This is a genomic window from Lysinibacillus sp. CTST325 (assembly GCF_054665055.1).
Map to the genome: position 1 here is coordinate 154,588 of NZ_BAAFHO010000005.1, position 16,235 is coordinate 170,822.

Genomic DNA, 16,235 nt, shown 5'->3' on the forward strand with positions numbered 1-16,235 from the left:
CTGCCCGTAAAAGCCCGATTGGTGAAAACTAATAATCAGTGGGGATAATACGCCCCCACTGATTAAAGTTTCACTTTATCCCGCTTTAACTGGCAGTAATTTTTGTACCGAAAGCACAGCGTCAGGTACAACTCCAAACGTTAAATTCGGCAAAAGCGATGAAGTTTGGCGCAAGATTAACTGCCCGTAAAAGCCCGATTGGTGAAGACTAATAATCAGTGGGGGTAATACGCCCCCACTGATTAAAGCTTCACTTTATCCCGCTTTAACGGGCAGTAATTTATCTGCTCCGAAAGCGTAGCGTCAGGTACCAGACTCCCACTTCAAATTTCAGCGCAAACAAAGAAGTAAGTTGTGAGATTTACTGCCCGTAAAAGTCCGATTGGTGAAGACTAATAATCAGTGGGGGTAATACGCCCCCACTGATTAAAGCTTCACTTTATCCAATTAGTTCTTTCATTACATTCGTATAAGCTATTAAAATATCATTTTCATGAACAGCATCCTGCCCTACATACTGTTCAACTATCTCTATTAATGTTTGAGAAGTACTTGTATATTGTGTTTCCATGACTTCAAATTTTAATAGACTTTCATAATACTCGATTACTTGTGGATTCATGTGTAACACTCCTTCAATTTTAGCATAAAAAAACATCTTTCCTTCTTCAGAAAGATGCCTACTATGACAAATACACGACATAATACGGTGATTGACACGGCGATAAAAGCTTTCTATTCGTTATAGAAGCCACCTTTTTAGCAATCATCGTACTATGAGCATGCAGGAGAATTTCTCTAGTCACACTCAACACCCCCTATCCTCGTAGGTTTTTTGGTTGTACTAGATAAAGGCAGGTCTCCTGGCTTATGTTCATCACACTTTTCACCTTCCCATTACAATGCGTAACAGTGGTCTTTTGAAACGTGCTCACATTTACAGTTGCGGGACAGCGTCGGATTTACACCGATCTTCCCTTTTAAACAAATCGAATTTATGATTTGTACCTCTATCTTATTATTCCGTTTTTATTATTATACCATAGTATATGGTATAATCGAATACTTCTATCATTTAGTCGTTTATTTGACTGGTCTATGCATCATTTCGAACAGACTAGCCGTCGCTTAAACTTCTTCTGTAGTTGTCCCTTCATTTTTGCTATAAAATTTTCTGTCAACTGAAATAACAGAAAAACCTGACCTCAAAAAAGAAGTCAAGTTTTCTACTTAAAGTATAGATTGTTGGACTTGTTGGCGAAGGGTTTTTGCAGCAGATACCATATGAGCCAGTGCCGCAACTGTTTCTGTTTCCTTCCTTGTTTTTAAACCACAGTCAGGATTCACCCAAAATTGGTTTTTTGATAAGACTTGTAAGCTATCTTGCATAATAGTCAGCATCTCTTCTTCACTTGGTACACGTGGACTATGAATGTCATAAACGCCTAGCCCAATCCCTTTTTCATATGGGTTGACTTGTAGAGAAGAAATCAGCTCGCCATGGCTACGTGATGTTTCTATTGAAATAACATCAGCATCCAGTGCACTAATTGGTTCGATAAAATCATTAAACTCACAATAGCACATATGTGTATGAATTTGTGTTTCATCCTTCACACTAGATGTAGCAAGTTTAAAAGCATTCACCGTCCATTCTAAGTAAGCTCCCCAATTTTCTTCACAAAGTGGCAAGCCCTCTCGTAAAGCTGGTTCATCAACCTGAATAATAGAAATACCTGCAGCTTCTAGTGCTTCCACCTCTTTTCGAAGTGCCAAAGCAATCTGATATGATACATCATTCGGTGAAATATCATCTCGTACAAAGGACCAATTTAAAATTGTCACAGGGCCTGTGAGCATTCCCTTTACATAGCGATTTGTTTGGCTTTGGGCATAGGCTGTTTCTTTAACTGTCATCGGTACTTCCCATGCAACGTCACCGTAAATAATCGGTGGCTTCACACAGCGAGAGCCATAAGATACAACCCATGCTTTCTCTGTAAATGCAAAACCAGTAAGTTTTTCCCCGAAATATTCAACCATATCTGTGCGCTCAAATTCACCATGTACCAAAACGTCGATATCTAATTCCTCTTGAATAGTAATCCAACGCTTTGTCTCTTGTTCTACAAACGCTGCATAATCTCCATCAGAAAGTTGTTTCTTTCGCCATGCACTTCGTGTGCGTTTGACTTCGTCTGATTGAGGAAAGCTCCCAATTGTTGTCGTTGGGAACAGCGGTAATTGTAAGGCTTGTTGTTGAATATTTTGACGTGTTTTAAAATCACTATGGCGTTCAAAATCTTGTGCCGCCACTGTTCGAATCGCTTGTTTAACATCTCTATTTTGACGAGTTGGGTGATTTTTCAATGCTTCAATCGCCTTCATACTTTCAGATATTTTCTGGTTTGAAGGACTTCTTGTGCCTTGTAAATATTTTGTTACTTCAAAGATTTCAACTAATTTTTCATCTGCAAAAGAAAGGGCATTTTTTAGAACTGGATCGAGCTTTGTTTCAAGAGCAGTTGTAATTGGAACATGCTGTAAATTACATGAAGATTGAATCCATATTTCTTTAGCACCACTCAGCTGTTCAATAGCTTTAATAGTTGAGCTAGCCTCTGCTAGATTGGAGCGCCAAATATCTCGTCCATTTATAATACCGGCCGCTAATACTTTATCTTGCGGGAAGCCAAATTGACGTAATGCCTCCATATTTTTGCCATAGCCATGCACAAAGTCTAACCCAATCCCTTGAACAGGAAGTGTCACAATTGACTCATATGCCGATAATGATTCGAAATATGTTTGTAGCATAATTTTAGCCTCGGGTACTGATGCAACTAATTGTGTATATATTTCTTGAACAAGTTTAATCTCCGCTTCATCTAGTGTTGTGACAAGAACAGGCTCCTCTAATTGAATCCACTTAGCACCTGCATCTACAAGCTCCTTTAAAACCTGTGTATAAAGTGGTAGTATTGCTAATATAAATGCTACCTGTGATAACTTGTCATAACCTTTTGTTAATTTACAAAATGTAAATGGGCCAATCAATGTAGGCTTTGCTGTGATACCAAACGCTTCCTTAGCCTCCAAAAAATCTGCCAATATTTTATTTTCTGTTAATTGCAGAGATTGTCCCTCATATTCTGGCACGATATAATGATAGTTTGTATTAAACCATTTCGTCATTTCACTGGCTACGGCTTTTTGGCTACCACGAGCTACCCCATAGTAAGTTTGTAAATCAACTTTATCTCCCTGCCAATTAAAGCGCTTTGGAATTAAGCCAAACATCATTGCCGTATCCAACATTCTGTCATAGAGTGTGAAATCACCAACAGTTATCATGTCTATGCCGAGGCGAAGCTGCTTGTCTATTCGAGCTAAGCGAATATCCTTTAATTGCTGTAAAAATTCATCCTCTGAAAGCTCATTTTTCCAAAAAGCCTCTAAAGCCTTTTTCCATTCGCGATCTTCTCCGATATACGGATAACCAACTGTAGTACTTGTATACGCCATGTTATTCTCTCCTATCATTTCATTAAAAATAAAAAAAGCCACTCTCCTTTTTGGAAAATGGCTGTCATTGCATATCAAAATTAGCTATGAATAAACAATACGAAATCCTTTCAAAATATCGCATGATTCATTGTCGCACAGGGCCGTTACGGTCAAATCTCACCACCTATTTCCACGTAGGTATTTGGTGTGTACTAGATATTGGCAGGTCTCCTGGCTTCTCATCAACACGCCTCACAGCCTTCCCAGTTTCCCAGTGACAATTGTGATTTGCTCCGATTTACAGTTGCGGGACAGCGTCGGATTTGCACCGACTTCCCTTTTAAGCCAAACTTTCATTCGGCACCAACTCTTACACAATATTTAATTATGTTTTACTATAACACATATTTTTCTGAAAAGTAGATCTATTTTTAGATTTGTTTGATTCCTCATACTGCTGTTATCCCGAACATATGGAATCATCAAAGACTAGCAGCATGATCCCCCTGTTGCTAAAACAAACTGGTAACTAGAGGAATATTCTGTTATTTTACAGTTAGTTATTCAACTAACTAATAACGATGGAGGCGTAATTGAATGGCAAAACCAACTGATATCGAAAAGTCAGATTTATTGACTGCTGCCAAGCAAAGTTTAGTGGAAAAAGGGATTGAAAAATTCACCTTAAAGGCTGTTGCTGAGCAAGCTGGTGTGACACAAGGAACTATTTATTATCATTTCAAATCAAAAGAGCAAATCATTCTCGAAATTGTTCAAGACATCTGTGAAAATTCTTGGAATGAGATGTTGACGACCGATCAACAAATGATTCAATCTGCACTTCTCTCTGCAAAAAGTCGATATGAAAATGATGCCTTTTATCATAAATTATTTTTAACTTTAATCGTCTACGGCTTTACGAACCCGACTATTAGACAGCAAATTGGACAAATTTTAGCAGTTGAAAATGAACATTTATGCAACGTTTTAGATAAATTATGGGTTACATCACCCATTGATGGCGTGTCGATGGAAACTTGGAGTATTTTTTTCAACGCCCTTATTGATGGCTTGGCCATACAAGTGATGATGCGGGACGATTTCGATGTAGATGTATTCTATCAGCAATTAGAAAAAATTCTTCAGACATTACATCGTCTAGGAAAATAAATAGAGGAGGAACACTATGCGATTCTTTTTATGCTGGGGTTTTGGAATTTGGCTATTTGCTAGTGCCTGCGTTTCGATTAATAGGGCATTACTTTTTTACCATTGAAGAACCTTTCCTCTTGATCAGTGCTTACATTTTAGTTATTCCGCTCATTTGGATATCGACAATACCTATTTATTCTATGACAAAAATAAAAGGTACAGAGCGATTACTGGCTGCAATCTGTATTGCATTACCCGGAATGCTCATTGATGCAGTCGTATTATTAGTTTTCGACAATGTTTTTCTGAATTTATCGCCTGATGTAGATCGTTATTTCGCCTCATGGCTTCTATTGGCCTATTCTCTAATACTTCTTACTGGTTTTACAAAGGCTTCATTCGTGAGAAAAAATACTATTCATTCGTCAAATTAAAGGATTTTACATTATTATCCTAGAAGTAAGTATCGATGAAGAATTAAAGGAGGAGAAAAAATGGTTATAGGCTTACATCACGTTCAAATAACAATTCCAAAAGGTGAAGAAGAAAAAGGGAAACATTTTTACTGTCAAGTATTGGGACTAAAAGAACTTGATAAGCCAGATTCGCTGAAAGGACGAGGTGGATTTTGGTTACAGGTCGGCAATAGAGAGGTACATGTAGGTACAGAGGATGGCTTTGATAGATTAACGACAAAGGCTCATATTGCTTATCAAGTTGAAAATATCGAACATTGGAAGAAGGTATTAGCCGAACAACATGTAGAAATTTTCGATTCAGTTCCTATTCCTCATTTTGAACGCTTTGAATTTAGAGATCCATTCGGTAATAGAGTAGAGATGATTCAGGAAATTTAAAAGTAAACAGTTATAGAAGGCATGCTGATAAAAATTATTTTGTGAAATAAAGTATGAATCTTCAGCACATCAACGACTTTTCACAGAATGTCATCCAACTTTTTAATTTTATCGGAACACTTTTACGTTTATCGCCCAACTTTTTAGTTTTATCGATTAACTTTCGCATTTTATCACCCAACTTCTGAATTTTATCGACATCTGCTTTCCAAAGAGTAAGAAAAGATAAATCGTAGGCATGATGAAAGGTTGATTTCCATTTCTACTGGGAGCGTTTGATGACCTGCTTCGCTTGCGTTCCAGGATCCCATTTGTGGCGCTCCTCTCTCCTATTAGCCTATAAGAAAACCCCCTCTCATTGTAAAACTCCTCCTCAATAAAGATATCTTTGATCATTTTATTTTCCAACCGTAATTTCGCTAAGTATTCCATTGTGGTTGGTGGTTCGTGGTTGGTGATTATCGTTTAGTCTTTCAATGCCTCCTTCCAACGCTTAGAAAGGCTTGTACTGCAGGCCCCTATGCCCTTTCGTTTCTACAAACACTTCACCCAACTGAAACATTTGTAATAAAACTGTAAATTAAGGCGATGAAGCCTTTTATATCAGGTGTTTACAGCGAATTCCCATCCAGCGTGGTAACAATTACCTCAAAGAAGCCCTACTTTTTCATGCTACGATTAATTCCAGTGACAAACCAAATCAGGATTAATCCTAACAATAGCTTCAGGAGGAAATAACAACATGAATAAACGATTTTTAACAACAACATTAGCATTGACGATAGGTTTTAGCACAGTGGGGATGGTACAGCCAACTGTTCAACCTATAGAAGTTGAGGCTGCAACAACAAATGCGCTAAATAACACACAAGCAGTTAATGCGAAAGCAGATCAACTAATTCAAACTGGAAACAGCTTAATTGGTAAGGCGACATACAGCACTTCCGAATACAAGGCTACATATCCTTATAAATTTTCTTGTGCTTCATTTATCATGTACATTTTCGAGAAAAATGGTGTGGATATAGGTACTTATAATGAAGATTATATGTTACAGCAAGGAACATCTGTTAACAGAAATCAATTACAAAAAGGTGATTTACTTTTCTTTAAGAGTAAAAAGACAGGAACAGACCCTGATCATGTAGGAATGTATATTGGTAACAATAAAATGATTCATATGGCCGATTCTAAGCAAAATATAGTTGTTTCTGATTTAAATAGCAAACCATATTATACAGATAATTATGTAGGGGCCCGTAGAGTATTACCTACATTACTTTCAGCTAATCCTGCATCGAAAGGCGATAAAATTGTTGAAAACGCCTTTAATTATAAAAATAAAGTAACTATGAGCTCTACAAATAATGAAGCCAGTCTTCGCTTTACAGCGCCAGGATATGTAGACTTCATCTATCGTAAGAATGGTATTAAACTTGGTACAACCAATTTAAAGGAACTAATGAATGTTGGAACAACGGTTTCACGTAGCAATTTAAAAAAGGGTGATTTAGTGTTCTTCAATAGTGTTATAGGCTCTAAAACCCCTTCACTAGTAGCTATCTATGCCGGAGATCAACGTCTTATCATTCCAAGTTCAAGTGGTATTACTACAAGAGTACTACTGGTTGACTATTACAAAGATCATTATATTACAGCAAAACGTGTTTTTTAAGAACGTTTCTAGAATCATTTCAAATGCTTAAAAAATTGAAAATTTCAATAGAATTAATGTTTTGAAAAAAGAAGCTTTCGTTAAGCGAGGGCACTGAAAAAGTCTATATCTTCTCACATTGCGAGGTATTCAACGATTAAATCGTTGAATACCCCGCTTTTTTCATTTGGCACTGCGACTCTACTGTTGTTTTCCGAAGCATTCCACTCGCTTTCCGCGAGGGGCGAGCGATGCTTCTCCAAACAACGCAATGTATCACACTATTATTTTAGTCACGCTTTCCTCTATAATAAAAGAATTAATGTGCAGGTGGTGACCCCGTTGATTTCAAATCAAAAACCCCTTCATTTACGTCCATATATGGCGATCTACGATATTGTTGTGCCAAATGATTTTTCATTCATTTTAGAAGAGTTAAAAACAAAATATTGTGTAGACAATGGACGTAATGCTATTCCTCTTAAGTACTTATTATTAAAAGTCGGATACACATGCCGAACAAGAGGCATTTCAAAATAAGCATTTAAGCAATTAGCCGCAAATCGCTACAAAGTAGAAGCGAAGAATAGTGAATTAAAAAACGGACACGGGTACGATACGGCATCGACTGCGGGTCTATTTGGCATGGAAATTCAAGGTGCTTCAACGATATTCGCTGTCAATTTGAAACGGATATTAACGCTACTAAACGAAAATGAATAAGGAATAGAGACAGAAATAAGGCACTTCCTGTTCAAAATTGAACAAGAAGTGCCTTATTTTATCTGAAAAAGGTTCGCTTTTATGAAAACGTAATTTTTCTGTGCCCGCCGTTAAGGAAGCTTCTTTTTTCTATTATTATTTATTTTTTAACTGATTCGCAAATTCTATCATAGATTTGCTAGACATTGGACCTTTAATAAGTACAATCGTTTCACTATCGAGCTTATGCTTTAGTACTTCTAAAACGCCTGTAACATCTTTAAACATATGAACATCGGCCTTCGTGCCTTCCTTCAACGCTTGGTTCGCAATATTTTCTGCTCTATTGCCAATAGTAATAAGTGTATCAACATTTCTTTTCGCGACCATTGTGCCAATCTCTCGATGATATTTTTCTTCAAAATTTCCTAACCTCTTAATGTCACCTAAAATAAGAATTACTTTTTTCCCTTTCCCGATCGTATCTAAAACCTTTAGTGCCGCTTCAACAGAAGTCGGGTTATTTGTCCAAGTATCATCTACTATCGTACATTCACCGATGCCCGTAGAAAATTCTAAGTGTCTTGCCATCGCTTTGAACGTTTTTAATTGCGAAATTGCGACAGCAATGGAAAGTCCCATTTCCTTTACGGCAGCTATAGCCGCTAATGCATTATATACTTGATGTTCCCCGTATCCTGGAACAAATAAATTGTATTTGTCATTTGACACTTTTAGTACAAATTTCATGCCGCCTTTTGTGAATTGTATATCCGTAGCTTGATAATCTGCCTTTTCGTTGACACCAAAGGTAATAATCTTCCCTTTAAATTTATTTAGGGGGATTTTTTTAATATTTTCATCATCACCATTAATGATTAACGTACCACCTTTTCTTATTCCTTCTACAATTTCAGCCTTTGCTTTGATATAACCATCAAGATTATTGCATCCATCTAAATGATGGACACCGATATTCGTAATAATACCAATAGTAGGCTGATAGATCATACACTGGTGTTTAATATTCCCTATATTCCCCAATCCTAATTCAAAGATAGCTGCTTTTGTGTTCTGATCGATTCCAGTCAAGTACGGTAAGGATTGCCGTGGCTCATTTTTACTGCTGACAGATGCTTGAACATTCCATTCCTTACTAGCTATATGTTTAATCATTTCTTTCGTTGTCGTTTTACCACATGTTCCGGTCAAAGCAACGACTGGTATTTGAAATAGATTTCTGTAATGCCCCATAAAATTCCAATATGCATGTAAAATATTCTTAACGCGTATAACGGTCGTATTCTTCAGCGCATTTTTCAATTCCTCTGATGATTTATCAGAAATGACTAGAGATGGTCCCTTTCGATCTATTTCTTGCCAGTTAATTTGATCACTTTTACTAACAAACATAAGTGTATGATTTTGAGTCAGTTCATGCCGGTTATAATAAATTGCATGTTTAACAGACCAGTGTTCAGAACCGCTTAATAATTCTCCTTGTAATAATTTTCTTATATCGCTCACACTTATATGTTGCAAGTTAACTACGCCCCCTTTCTATAAAGTATATTTCTGAATAAATGAGTATCATAGTTTATGCATTTCTAGCAATTGACTATAGATATGCTCATTCTAGTAAATGATGAAAAATAACATTTATTTAGGTGAAATCTATTCGGAAGTAGATGATTTTTTTATTTTTAAATCATCTGCCAACTTAGAAACTTCTTTACTATACATATCTCCTTTAATGAAAAGAACCGTATTTTCATCTACAATTTCCTCTAACAATTTATAGACGCGTGTACTATTTTTAAAAATATACACAGGTGAACTCATTCCTGCCTCAATGGCATGAAGCGCCATAATACTTGCATGTTCCCCTATCGTAATAAGTACATCGACCCCTATTTCACTAATTAATTCTCCCGCTTGTTCGTGAATTATATATCCCCAAGACCCTAAATCTGTTATCGTTCCAATAATGGCAATCGTTTTCTTCCCTTCTCCGAGCGCTTTCAAAACCTTTAATCCTGCCTCCAAAGAAGTAGTCGTAATATTCCATGTATCATCTAGTAATATGGAATTATTAATGCTCTTAAACACCTGAAGCTGCTTATTCAATTTTCGGAATGATGGCAGTTGTTCAGCTGCTAAAGAAATCGGCAAACCCATTTCACAAATAGCTGCAATCGCAGTAAGCGCATTATATACTTGATGCTCGCCAAAACCTGGTACAAAGATTTCATAGAGTTTCTTTTTGTGACGAACGTTGAACAGCATACCATTTTTGTGGTAGCGAATATTACTTGCTTGAAAATCACAGGATTCATGCTTACCTACTTTAATAATACGTCCTTGAAACTTCGATAAATCTATTTTACTTGAGTTGATATCATCAGCATTAAGGATTAAGGAGCCTGTGGGACTAATAATGTCCAGCATTTCACCCTTTGCTTCGATATACCCCTCTAAAGTTTTACAATAATTTAAATGATGTGCTCCTATATTTGTAATAATCCCAATTGTTGGCTTGAAATATTGCCCCGCAAGTTTGATGTCCCCCGGTGAACCAACAGCTGTTTCATAAACGGCTGCGTCGGTATGATCATCAATATTCAGTAAATATTGCAAAGAAGCAGTTCTAGAATTACTACTAAGTGGCGTGGATGCTACATTTTTTTCTGCAGAAAGTATATGTTTGATCATTTCCTTCGTCGTCGATTTACCAGAAGTACCAGTAATGGCTACAACAGGGATATTAAATTGATTGCGATAAAAATTTACAAACTTCCAATAGGCCTCATCTGTATCTTCTACTTTAATGACGATTATTTGCTCAGGTAATTCATTTTGACTGTATAGTCTATCGGTTACAAGCACTATAGGATAAAGTGACTCATAATCTTTCCAATTCACAATACGCTTATTTATAAAAAGGGCGGTATTTGGTTTTTTCACTTGCTTCAGTCGATAAGCGCCATGTTGAATCAACACTTCCTCCGACCCTTGCACTAATTGGCCTGCAGTTATCGCTTTTAAATCCTGCACCGTAAGAGGCTTCATATCAATTTCCCCTCCTTTCCTCTCTAGTATATGTACCTTCTTAAAAGTTGCTTGGATGTATGCAAGATACATAACTAGAAGAAATCTATTTCTTCGCATATATATATAGTTGATTAAGTATCTAACGAACAATAGAAGGAGTGATATACCTGAAAACAATTATATTTATCGGCACTAACAAATCCGGGTCAAGTCGTGAAGCAACAAAAGCAGCAGAAAAATTAGGTTATTTTACCGTCCTATTTACAAACAACGAAAAGCAGTTACAGCAGAGAAAAGCCTACCCAGATATTCATAAAATGATTCTAATTGATACTTCGAATATAGAAGACATGAAAGATGAAATTTATAATTTAACTAAAACTGGGTTAGAAATAAAATCTATTGTTAGTTTTGTCGATCCTTTTGTCCATATTGCCTCAATTTTATGTGATGAATTTTGTAATAACTATACATCTTCAACAGCTATTGAAATGATGGAGGATAAAGAAAAAACTAGAAATTTTTTAAAGAACCAGCCTTACTCTCCTAAGTTTTTTCTTCTCAAGCCAAATGAATCCGTCTCAAATAACATGGCATTTCCACTTATTGTGAAATCTCCAAAATCAACAGGCTCCAAAGATGTTTTGTTAGCAAACGACTCAGACCAACTGGAGAAACACTTGAGCCATCTGCGAAGCAAAAATCCTCGTGAAACAATAATGATTGAAGAATATATCGAAGGTCCGCAATATTTAGTAGAAGCACTTGTCTATAAACGGCAAGCTAATATCATCGGTATTATTGAACAAGAAATTACACAGGGTAAACGTTTTATCATTACTGGTTATGGCGTTCTCGTTAAAGCTCCTAAAGAAATTCAAACTGGTCTTGAGGAAGTTCTCCAATCTATTGTTAACGCGTTTAACATCGAAAATGGGGCTCTGCATTTAGAGCTTCGTTTAACAAAGAACGGATGGAAGCTTATTGAGATTAATCCACGAATCTCAGGAGGAGCAATGAATACTATGCTTCACGCCGCTTTTGGATTTAATTTAGTGGAAGAAACACTTAAATTATTTTTAGGTGAGCGCCCCGATATCAATCCAAGGCATAGAAAGTTTGTCTATACAAAATACGTCATTGTTGAAAGTAAAGGTATTTTAGAAAAAGTTATTGGAAGAAATAGAGCAACGAATTCACCAGGAGTTGTGGATGTATATGTAAAGCCGAAAAGAGGGACATTGCTGACCCCTCCTTTATCGATGGGACATCGTTATGCATATGTAATTGCGGAAGGCACAACATTAGAGGAAGCTAAAAATAAAGCTATTAACGCCGCAAAAGAAATAAAGTTCATTCTAAAAGTATCTTAGATTTTGAAAATGCTCTCATACGATGATCTCTTTAACAAAAAAATATCCCGAATAATTGCTTCCTTCAAAAGGTCAATTACTCGGGTTTTTTATTTATTCTTGATATTTTTGATCTAAAAATTTAACCGTATCAAACATATTCGTTTTACTAGCACCCTTTACTAAAATGGTGTCGTGAGGTTGTATCACTTTTTCTAAGAGTGCATGCAATTCATCCTTATTGAGGAAATGATAAATTTTAGAAGGATCCATCCCTATTGCCTTCGCTGCTGCTCCCATTTCCTCCGTTCTAAAACCATAAGTGATGAATAAATCTATGTCTTGCTCGTAAATGTATTCGCCCAATTTACGATATTCCTCTTCTCTCAAATCCCCTAATTCTCGCATTTGACCAATAATAGCAATTTTACGTTTCTTCGCTATATTTGTCAGTACTTCAATAGCTGCACGTACGCCCTGTGGGTGAGAGTGAACGGTATCGTCAATGAGTGTTATGTCATCGCGACAGTTATAAATTGTTAATCGTCTAGGTGGTTTTTTGAAATTTAGCCCTGCTTTAATATCTGCTGGACTAAATCCTAAATAATCTGCAACTGCAACAGCATTAAGCGCATTATAAACATGATGTTCTCCTAAAATTGGGATATACATTAAAGTTTCCTGTCCATGCAGAATTATTTTAAAACTCATACCGATATCTTTATATTGAATATCAAAAGCTTGATAGTTCGCTGTGCTATGAATACCTACTGTTAAGATTTTTCCTTTAAACTGCTGTGTCTCTAAATACTTTGAATTTTCATCATCCTTATTCAGGATTAATAAACCGTTTTGGTCCATGCCATGTATTAATTCCGATTTTGCCTTGGCTACTCCTTTAATATCGCCATCAAAGTTGCCCACATGAGCTAAACCGATATTTGTGATAATACTAATATTCGGTTGAATAATGCTACAGTGATTTGTTATGATACCTGGATAAGCCATCCCATACTCAAGCACAACAGCCTCATGCGAAGCATTAATTTCTTCTTTATGTTTTTTCGTATGTTCTGTTGTATTCCAATAATCTTTTGACTCAAAGATATTCCATTTTACCGATAAAATGGAGGCTAGGAATGCTTTTGATGTCGTTTTTCCAGCACTGCCGGTAATCGCAATAATCGGTAAAGCCTTTTCTTCTGCTAAAGTTTTTTCTTCTGGTGATGCTTTTACTTCTGGCAAAGATTCTTCTACTAAAGCCTTTTCTTCAGCCGAATCCTTATTTTTCCTATGTTGCCTAATTTCCCTTTTGATTTGCTTCTGGTTCTTAGCAAGGTACATTGCATACCTTATAGTATTGATGACCACATCTAATTCTAAATAAAATGCAGGAGGGCAACCTGGTCGCCAGTTCACTTCATACATCCAAATTTTTCTTTGTTCATCTAAGCCTACATCAATGCCAATTTCATCTATAACTTCTCCAAATTGCGCCATCTGAATGTCATCTAAATGTCGAGCCAGTGACAAGGAAAAATGCTCTAACATACGCCGAATATCATAAGCATCTTCTTTAAATTCCTGCTCTAAAAAAGGATCTAAATAATTCGTAAAACCACCATTGTTAATATTCGGTATAATCGAGCCATTTGGTGCAATTCGCGGATAAACCGTCGTTATAACCCATTCACCCTCACCGTTTTTTTGAACATGTAAACGAAAATCATAAATTTGACCTGATTTTGTTTTTGATTGAATATAGGGCTGCACGATAAAGGTGCCTGTAGAAAGCTGCCCTCTAATTAACTCATCTAGCTGTGACTGTGTACATAAAGTTGTTTCCCTATCCTTCTTTACCTCAAAGTTAGTTCTTCCTACTTTCGAAATAAAATAAATCCCTTTTCCCTTCCTGCCATCTATCGGTTTAAATACAACTTTTTTATAAAAAGCCATAAATTTATGCAGTAAATCAACATTTTCAACAACCTCAGATGGAATTAAATACTTATCAAATTCCTTTGCTTCTTTAAGTCGTTTCATAACATTCCATTTATTTCCTATAGAATGAGTTGTGAAAGGTATTTCCTTTTTCAATTTCTCAATAATGTCCTTTGATACCGATAATTTTTCTGGACTTCCTGCATTGTATATAACATCCGGAAAGGGCATCATTTTTTCATGCCAATCACCATTTTCATATACCTTTCCTCTAATGGAACGTTTATCGAAGTCAACGCTTTTTGGTGTAAAGTAAAAAAATTGAGCTCCTTCTGCTTGTGCAACGGCCGCAAAAGCATATGACTTAAGAACAGTTCTAGGATCTAGCCGATGATGCAGCATTCCGATAATTGTCATTCATTAATCTCTTCCCTTCATAGGATTCTCTCTCTAATAAATTCAATGATTACAACGTGCACCTAGACAGATGCTCTAATTTTTTTGTTATTTTAGTAGTTAAAAATTTACTCACCATTTGGGCTCAATAATAAATTTCCCTTTTAACATGTCAGGCTTTAATAACTGAATCGCAGATATACCACTTAAATCAATGGATTTTTCTGAGGATGTTCGCTCTAATCGGACAACTTCTGCCATTAAATTCGTATCATGCCCTTCATAATCATAGGCTCGCAAAAGCGAAACAGTTCCACGACACCGTTCTCTATCAATAGCCTCTATGCGAAAAAATTCTGTTTCAAACCGCTTTACAGTATCCATAAGCCTTAAATGAGTACCGTTGTGTGTTATTAAAAAAAAGGGAATCGTATCGCTTCCCACTATTTTCACAAGCAGCTGACCAAAATATTTAGAATGAAAATCCTTTATCACATCCTGGAGTGCTTTTATGTCGTAGAGCGCTTCACATAGAAAATGGTTTTTTTTGTTTTCATTATTCATTTCCTCCGCTCCTTCCAAATCTTAATGAGCCATTTCCCAATAATTATTAAAATTTCTAGCATAAACGAGCAGTCCCTCCTACAAGATATAAAACAAAAGATACTATTGGGAGATTAACTGCCCTGAACGAAGTTTCACTTTATTCAACATCCTCTCGTTATAATATGTAAAGACAAGAAATATGACGACCTTTTTCGTTTTACATATAAAACTGGTCCTTTTGATTTAATATGTATGCTTCAAAGTAGAGGGAAAACATTTACACTATTTCTACGCCATCTTCGTAAAAAAGGACATCGGTTAATACTCTTTCTTCGAAAAATCAAATTAATTTAAAAAGATTTTTTAATCCAGGATAGCTTTCAATAAAAAAAATCGTATTTAATAGTGAACGATGAAATTCATAGATGCCTCACCTGTTTGCCTTGATGAGTTTTCGGATAAACAATGTTTTTATTCACTGACCATTCAATCAAACTGGTAAGAAGCAACTTAATTTAGAAAGGAGCTTGTTATGAACATACAAGCTGAAAATGTTGTTTATGAACTACAAAATCACAATGAACATGCTTTACATTTCATCATCGAGCAATATGGTGGATTACTAAAAAGCATCATCACTAAACATCTCTTTCCTTACTTAGAAGAAGTTGATGAATGTTTGGATGACACACTACTTGCTATTTGGGAGAATGGTGAATTTTTCGATGAAGCGAAAGGATCTTTTAAAAATTGGATTGCAATCATTGCAAAATATAAAGCGCTGGATCGAAGAAAAAAATTACAACGTTATAATGAACGCTACATGTCAACTTTAGAATTTGAAGAGTCTTTCACAAATACTGAGAGGACAGAATTAGAGGACGTCGAAGAGCTTTTACAACATTTATCTGTTGAGGACCAATTATTATTTAAAAAATATTATTTAGATAATGTAAATTCCAAGAACATTGCAAAAGAATTTAATGTGTCTGTCCCCGTTATACATAACAGACTTTCCCGTGGACGTCATAAACTTCGTGCATTAAAACAAAAATGGATTACAGGGAGGCTATAAAA

Annotated in this window: 12 protein-coding genes, 1 pseudogene and 2 riboswitches; of the genes and pseudogenes, 7 read left to right on the top strand and 6 right to left on the bottom strand. The window is 36.0% G+C overall.

The window, feature by feature from the left end:
• Nucleotides 1-439: 439 nt before the first annotated feature.
• Nucleotides 440-622 (bottom strand): hypothetical protein, encoded by a 183-nt coding sequence (locus tag ACYQ73_RS14115; RefSeq protein ID WP_460013067.1) that lies wholly within the window; start codon nt 620-622, stop codon nt 440-442.
• Between the two features lie 214 nt (nt 623-836).
• Nucleotides 837-1,027: riboswitch (cobalamin riboswitch) on the bottom strand.
• A gap of 203 nt (nt 1,028-1,230) precedes the next feature.
• Nucleotides 1,231-3,525, bottom strand: a complete 2,295-nt coding sequence (gene metE, locus ACYQ73_RS14120; RefSeq protein ID WP_460013068.1) for a 5-methyltetrahydropteroyltriglutamate--homocysteine S-methyltransferase — start codon at nt 3,523-3,525, stop codon at nt 1,231-1,233.
• Nucleotides 3,526-3,711: 186 nt separating this feature from the next.
• Nucleotides 3,712-3,890, bottom strand: a riboswitch (cobalamin riboswitch).
• 214 nt (nt 3,891-4,104) lie between these two features.
• On the opposite strand from metE, the gene ACYQ73_RS14125 reads away from it, so the two are divergent.
• The 5 genes and pseudogenes from ACYQ73_RS14125 to ACYQ73_RS14145 form a co-directional block, all read left to right on the top strand.
• A complete protein-coding gene (locus tag ACYQ73_RS14125; RefSeq protein WP_460013069.1) occupies nt 4,105-4,677 on the top strand; it encodes a TetR/AcrR family transcriptional regulator in 573 nt (190 codons plus the stop codon).
• Nucleotides 4,678-4,739: 62 nt separating this feature from the next.
• Nucleotides 4,740-5,093 (top strand): DUF5367 domain-containing protein, encoded by a 354-nt coding sequence (locus tag ACYQ73_RS14130; RefSeq protein ID WP_460013227.1) that lies wholly within the window; start codon nt 4,740-4,742, stop codon nt 5,091-5,093.
• Nucleotides 5,094-5,153: 60 nt separating this feature from the next.
• Nucleotides 5,154-5,516, top strand: a complete 363-nt coding sequence (locus tag ACYQ73_RS14135; protein WP_460013070.1) for a VOC family protein — start codon at nt 5,154-5,156, stop codon at nt 5,514-5,516.
• A gap of 742 nt (nt 5,517-6,258) precedes the next feature.
• A complete protein-coding gene (locus tag ACYQ73_RS14140; RefSeq protein ID WP_460013071.1) occupies nt 6,259-7,191 on the top strand; it encodes a C40 family peptidase in 933 nt (310 codons plus the stop codon).
• A gap of 478 nt (nt 7,192-7,669) precedes the next feature.
• A pseudogene (locus tag ACYQ73_RS14145) lies at nt 7,670-7,893 on the top strand (transposase); the annotation flags it as partial.
• Between the two features lie 135 nt (nt 7,894-8,028).
• Here the strand turns inward: ACYQ73_RS14145 and ACYQ73_RS14150 are convergent.
• A complete protein-coding gene (locus tag ACYQ73_RS14150; protein WP_460013072.1) occupies nt 8,029-9,414 on the bottom strand; it encodes a UDP-N-acetylmuramoyl-tripeptide--D-alanyl-D-alanine ligase in 1,386 nt (461 codons plus the stop codon).
• A gap of 132 nt (nt 9,415-9,546) precedes the next feature.
• Nucleotides 9,547-10,941 carry a UDP-N-acetylmuramoyl-tripeptide--D-alanyl-D-alanine ligase gene (locus tag ACYQ73_RS14155; protein WP_460013073.1) on the bottom strand — a complete coding sequence of 465 codons (1,395 nt, stop codon included), beginning with the start codon at nt 10,939-10,941 and terminating at the stop codon, nt 9,547-9,549.
• Nucleotides 10,942-11,090: 149 nt separating this feature from the next.
• On the opposite strand from ACYQ73_RS14155, the gene ACYQ73_RS14160 reads away from it, so the two are divergent.
• Nucleotides 11,091-12,296: an ATP-grasp domain-containing protein gene (locus ACYQ73_RS14160; RefSeq protein WP_460013228.1), complete on the top strand. Its 1,206-nt coding sequence runs from the start codon at nt 11,091-11,093 to the stop codon at nt 12,294-12,296.
• Nucleotides 12,297-12,389: 93 nt separating this feature from the next.
• Here the strand turns inward: ACYQ73_RS14160 and ACYQ73_RS14165 are convergent, their stop codons facing one another.
• Entirely contained in the window at nt 12,390-14,633 is a 2,244-nt protein-coding gene (locus ACYQ73_RS14165) for a YheC/YheD family protein (RefSeq protein ID WP_460013074.1), read from the bottom strand.
• 111 nt (nt 14,634-14,744) lie between these two features.
• Nucleotides 14,745-15,176: a hypothetical protein gene (locus ACYQ73_RS14170; protein ID WP_460013075.1), complete on the bottom strand. Its 432-nt coding sequence runs from the start codon at nt 15,174-15,176 to the stop codon at nt 14,745-14,747.
• 514 nt (nt 15,177-15,690) lie between these two features.
• Here ACYQ73_RS14170 and ACYQ73_RS14175 point away from each other — a divergent pair.
• On the top strand, nt 15,691-16,233 hold the full coding sequence (locus ACYQ73_RS14175; protein ID WP_460013076.1) for a sigma-70 family RNA polymerase sigma factor: 543 nt from the start codon (nt 15,691-15,693) through the stop codon (nt 16,231-16,233).
• Nucleotides 16,234-16,235 lie beyond the last annotated feature (2 nt).

What these genes read in the sequence shown, in the direction of transcription:
- ACYQ73_RS14155 (WP_460013073.1), bottom strand. Translation starts at nt 10,941, where the DNA reads ATGAAGCCTCTTACGGTGCAGGATTTAAAAGCGATAACTGCAGGCCAA.
- ACYQ73_RS14170 (WP_460013075.1), bottom strand. Translation starts at nt 15,176, where the DNA reads ATGAATAATGAAAACAAAAAAAACCATTTTCTATGTGAAGCGCTCTAC.
- ACYQ73_RS14135 (WP_460013070.1), top strand. Translation starts at nt 5,154, where the DNA reads ATGGTTATAGGCTTACATCACGTTCAAATAACAATTCCAAAAGGTGAA.
- ACYQ73_RS14115 (WP_460013067.1), bottom strand. Translation starts at nt 622, where the DNA reads ATGAATCCACAAGTAATCGAGTATTATGAAAGTCTATTAAAATTTGAA.
- ACYQ73_RS14165 (WP_460013074.1), bottom strand. Translation starts at nt 14,633, where the DNA reads ATGACAATTATCGGAATGCTGCATCATCGGCTAGATCCTAGAACTGTT.
- metE (WP_460013068.1), bottom strand. Translation starts at nt 3,525, where the DNA reads ATGGCGTATACAAGTACTACAGTTGGTTATCCGTATATCGGAGAAGAT.
- ACYQ73_RS14175 (WP_460013076.1), top strand. Translation starts at nt 15,691, where the DNA reads ATGAACATACAAGCTGAAAATGTTGTTTATGAACTACAAAATCACAAT.
- ACYQ73_RS14125 (WP_460013069.1), top strand. Translation starts at nt 4,105, where the DNA reads ATGGCAAAACCAACTGATATCGAAAAGTCAGATTTATTGACTGCTGCC.
- ACYQ73_RS14140 (WP_460013071.1), top strand. Translation starts at nt 6,259, where the DNA reads ATGAATAAACGATTTTTAACAACAACATTAGCATTGACGATAGGTTTT.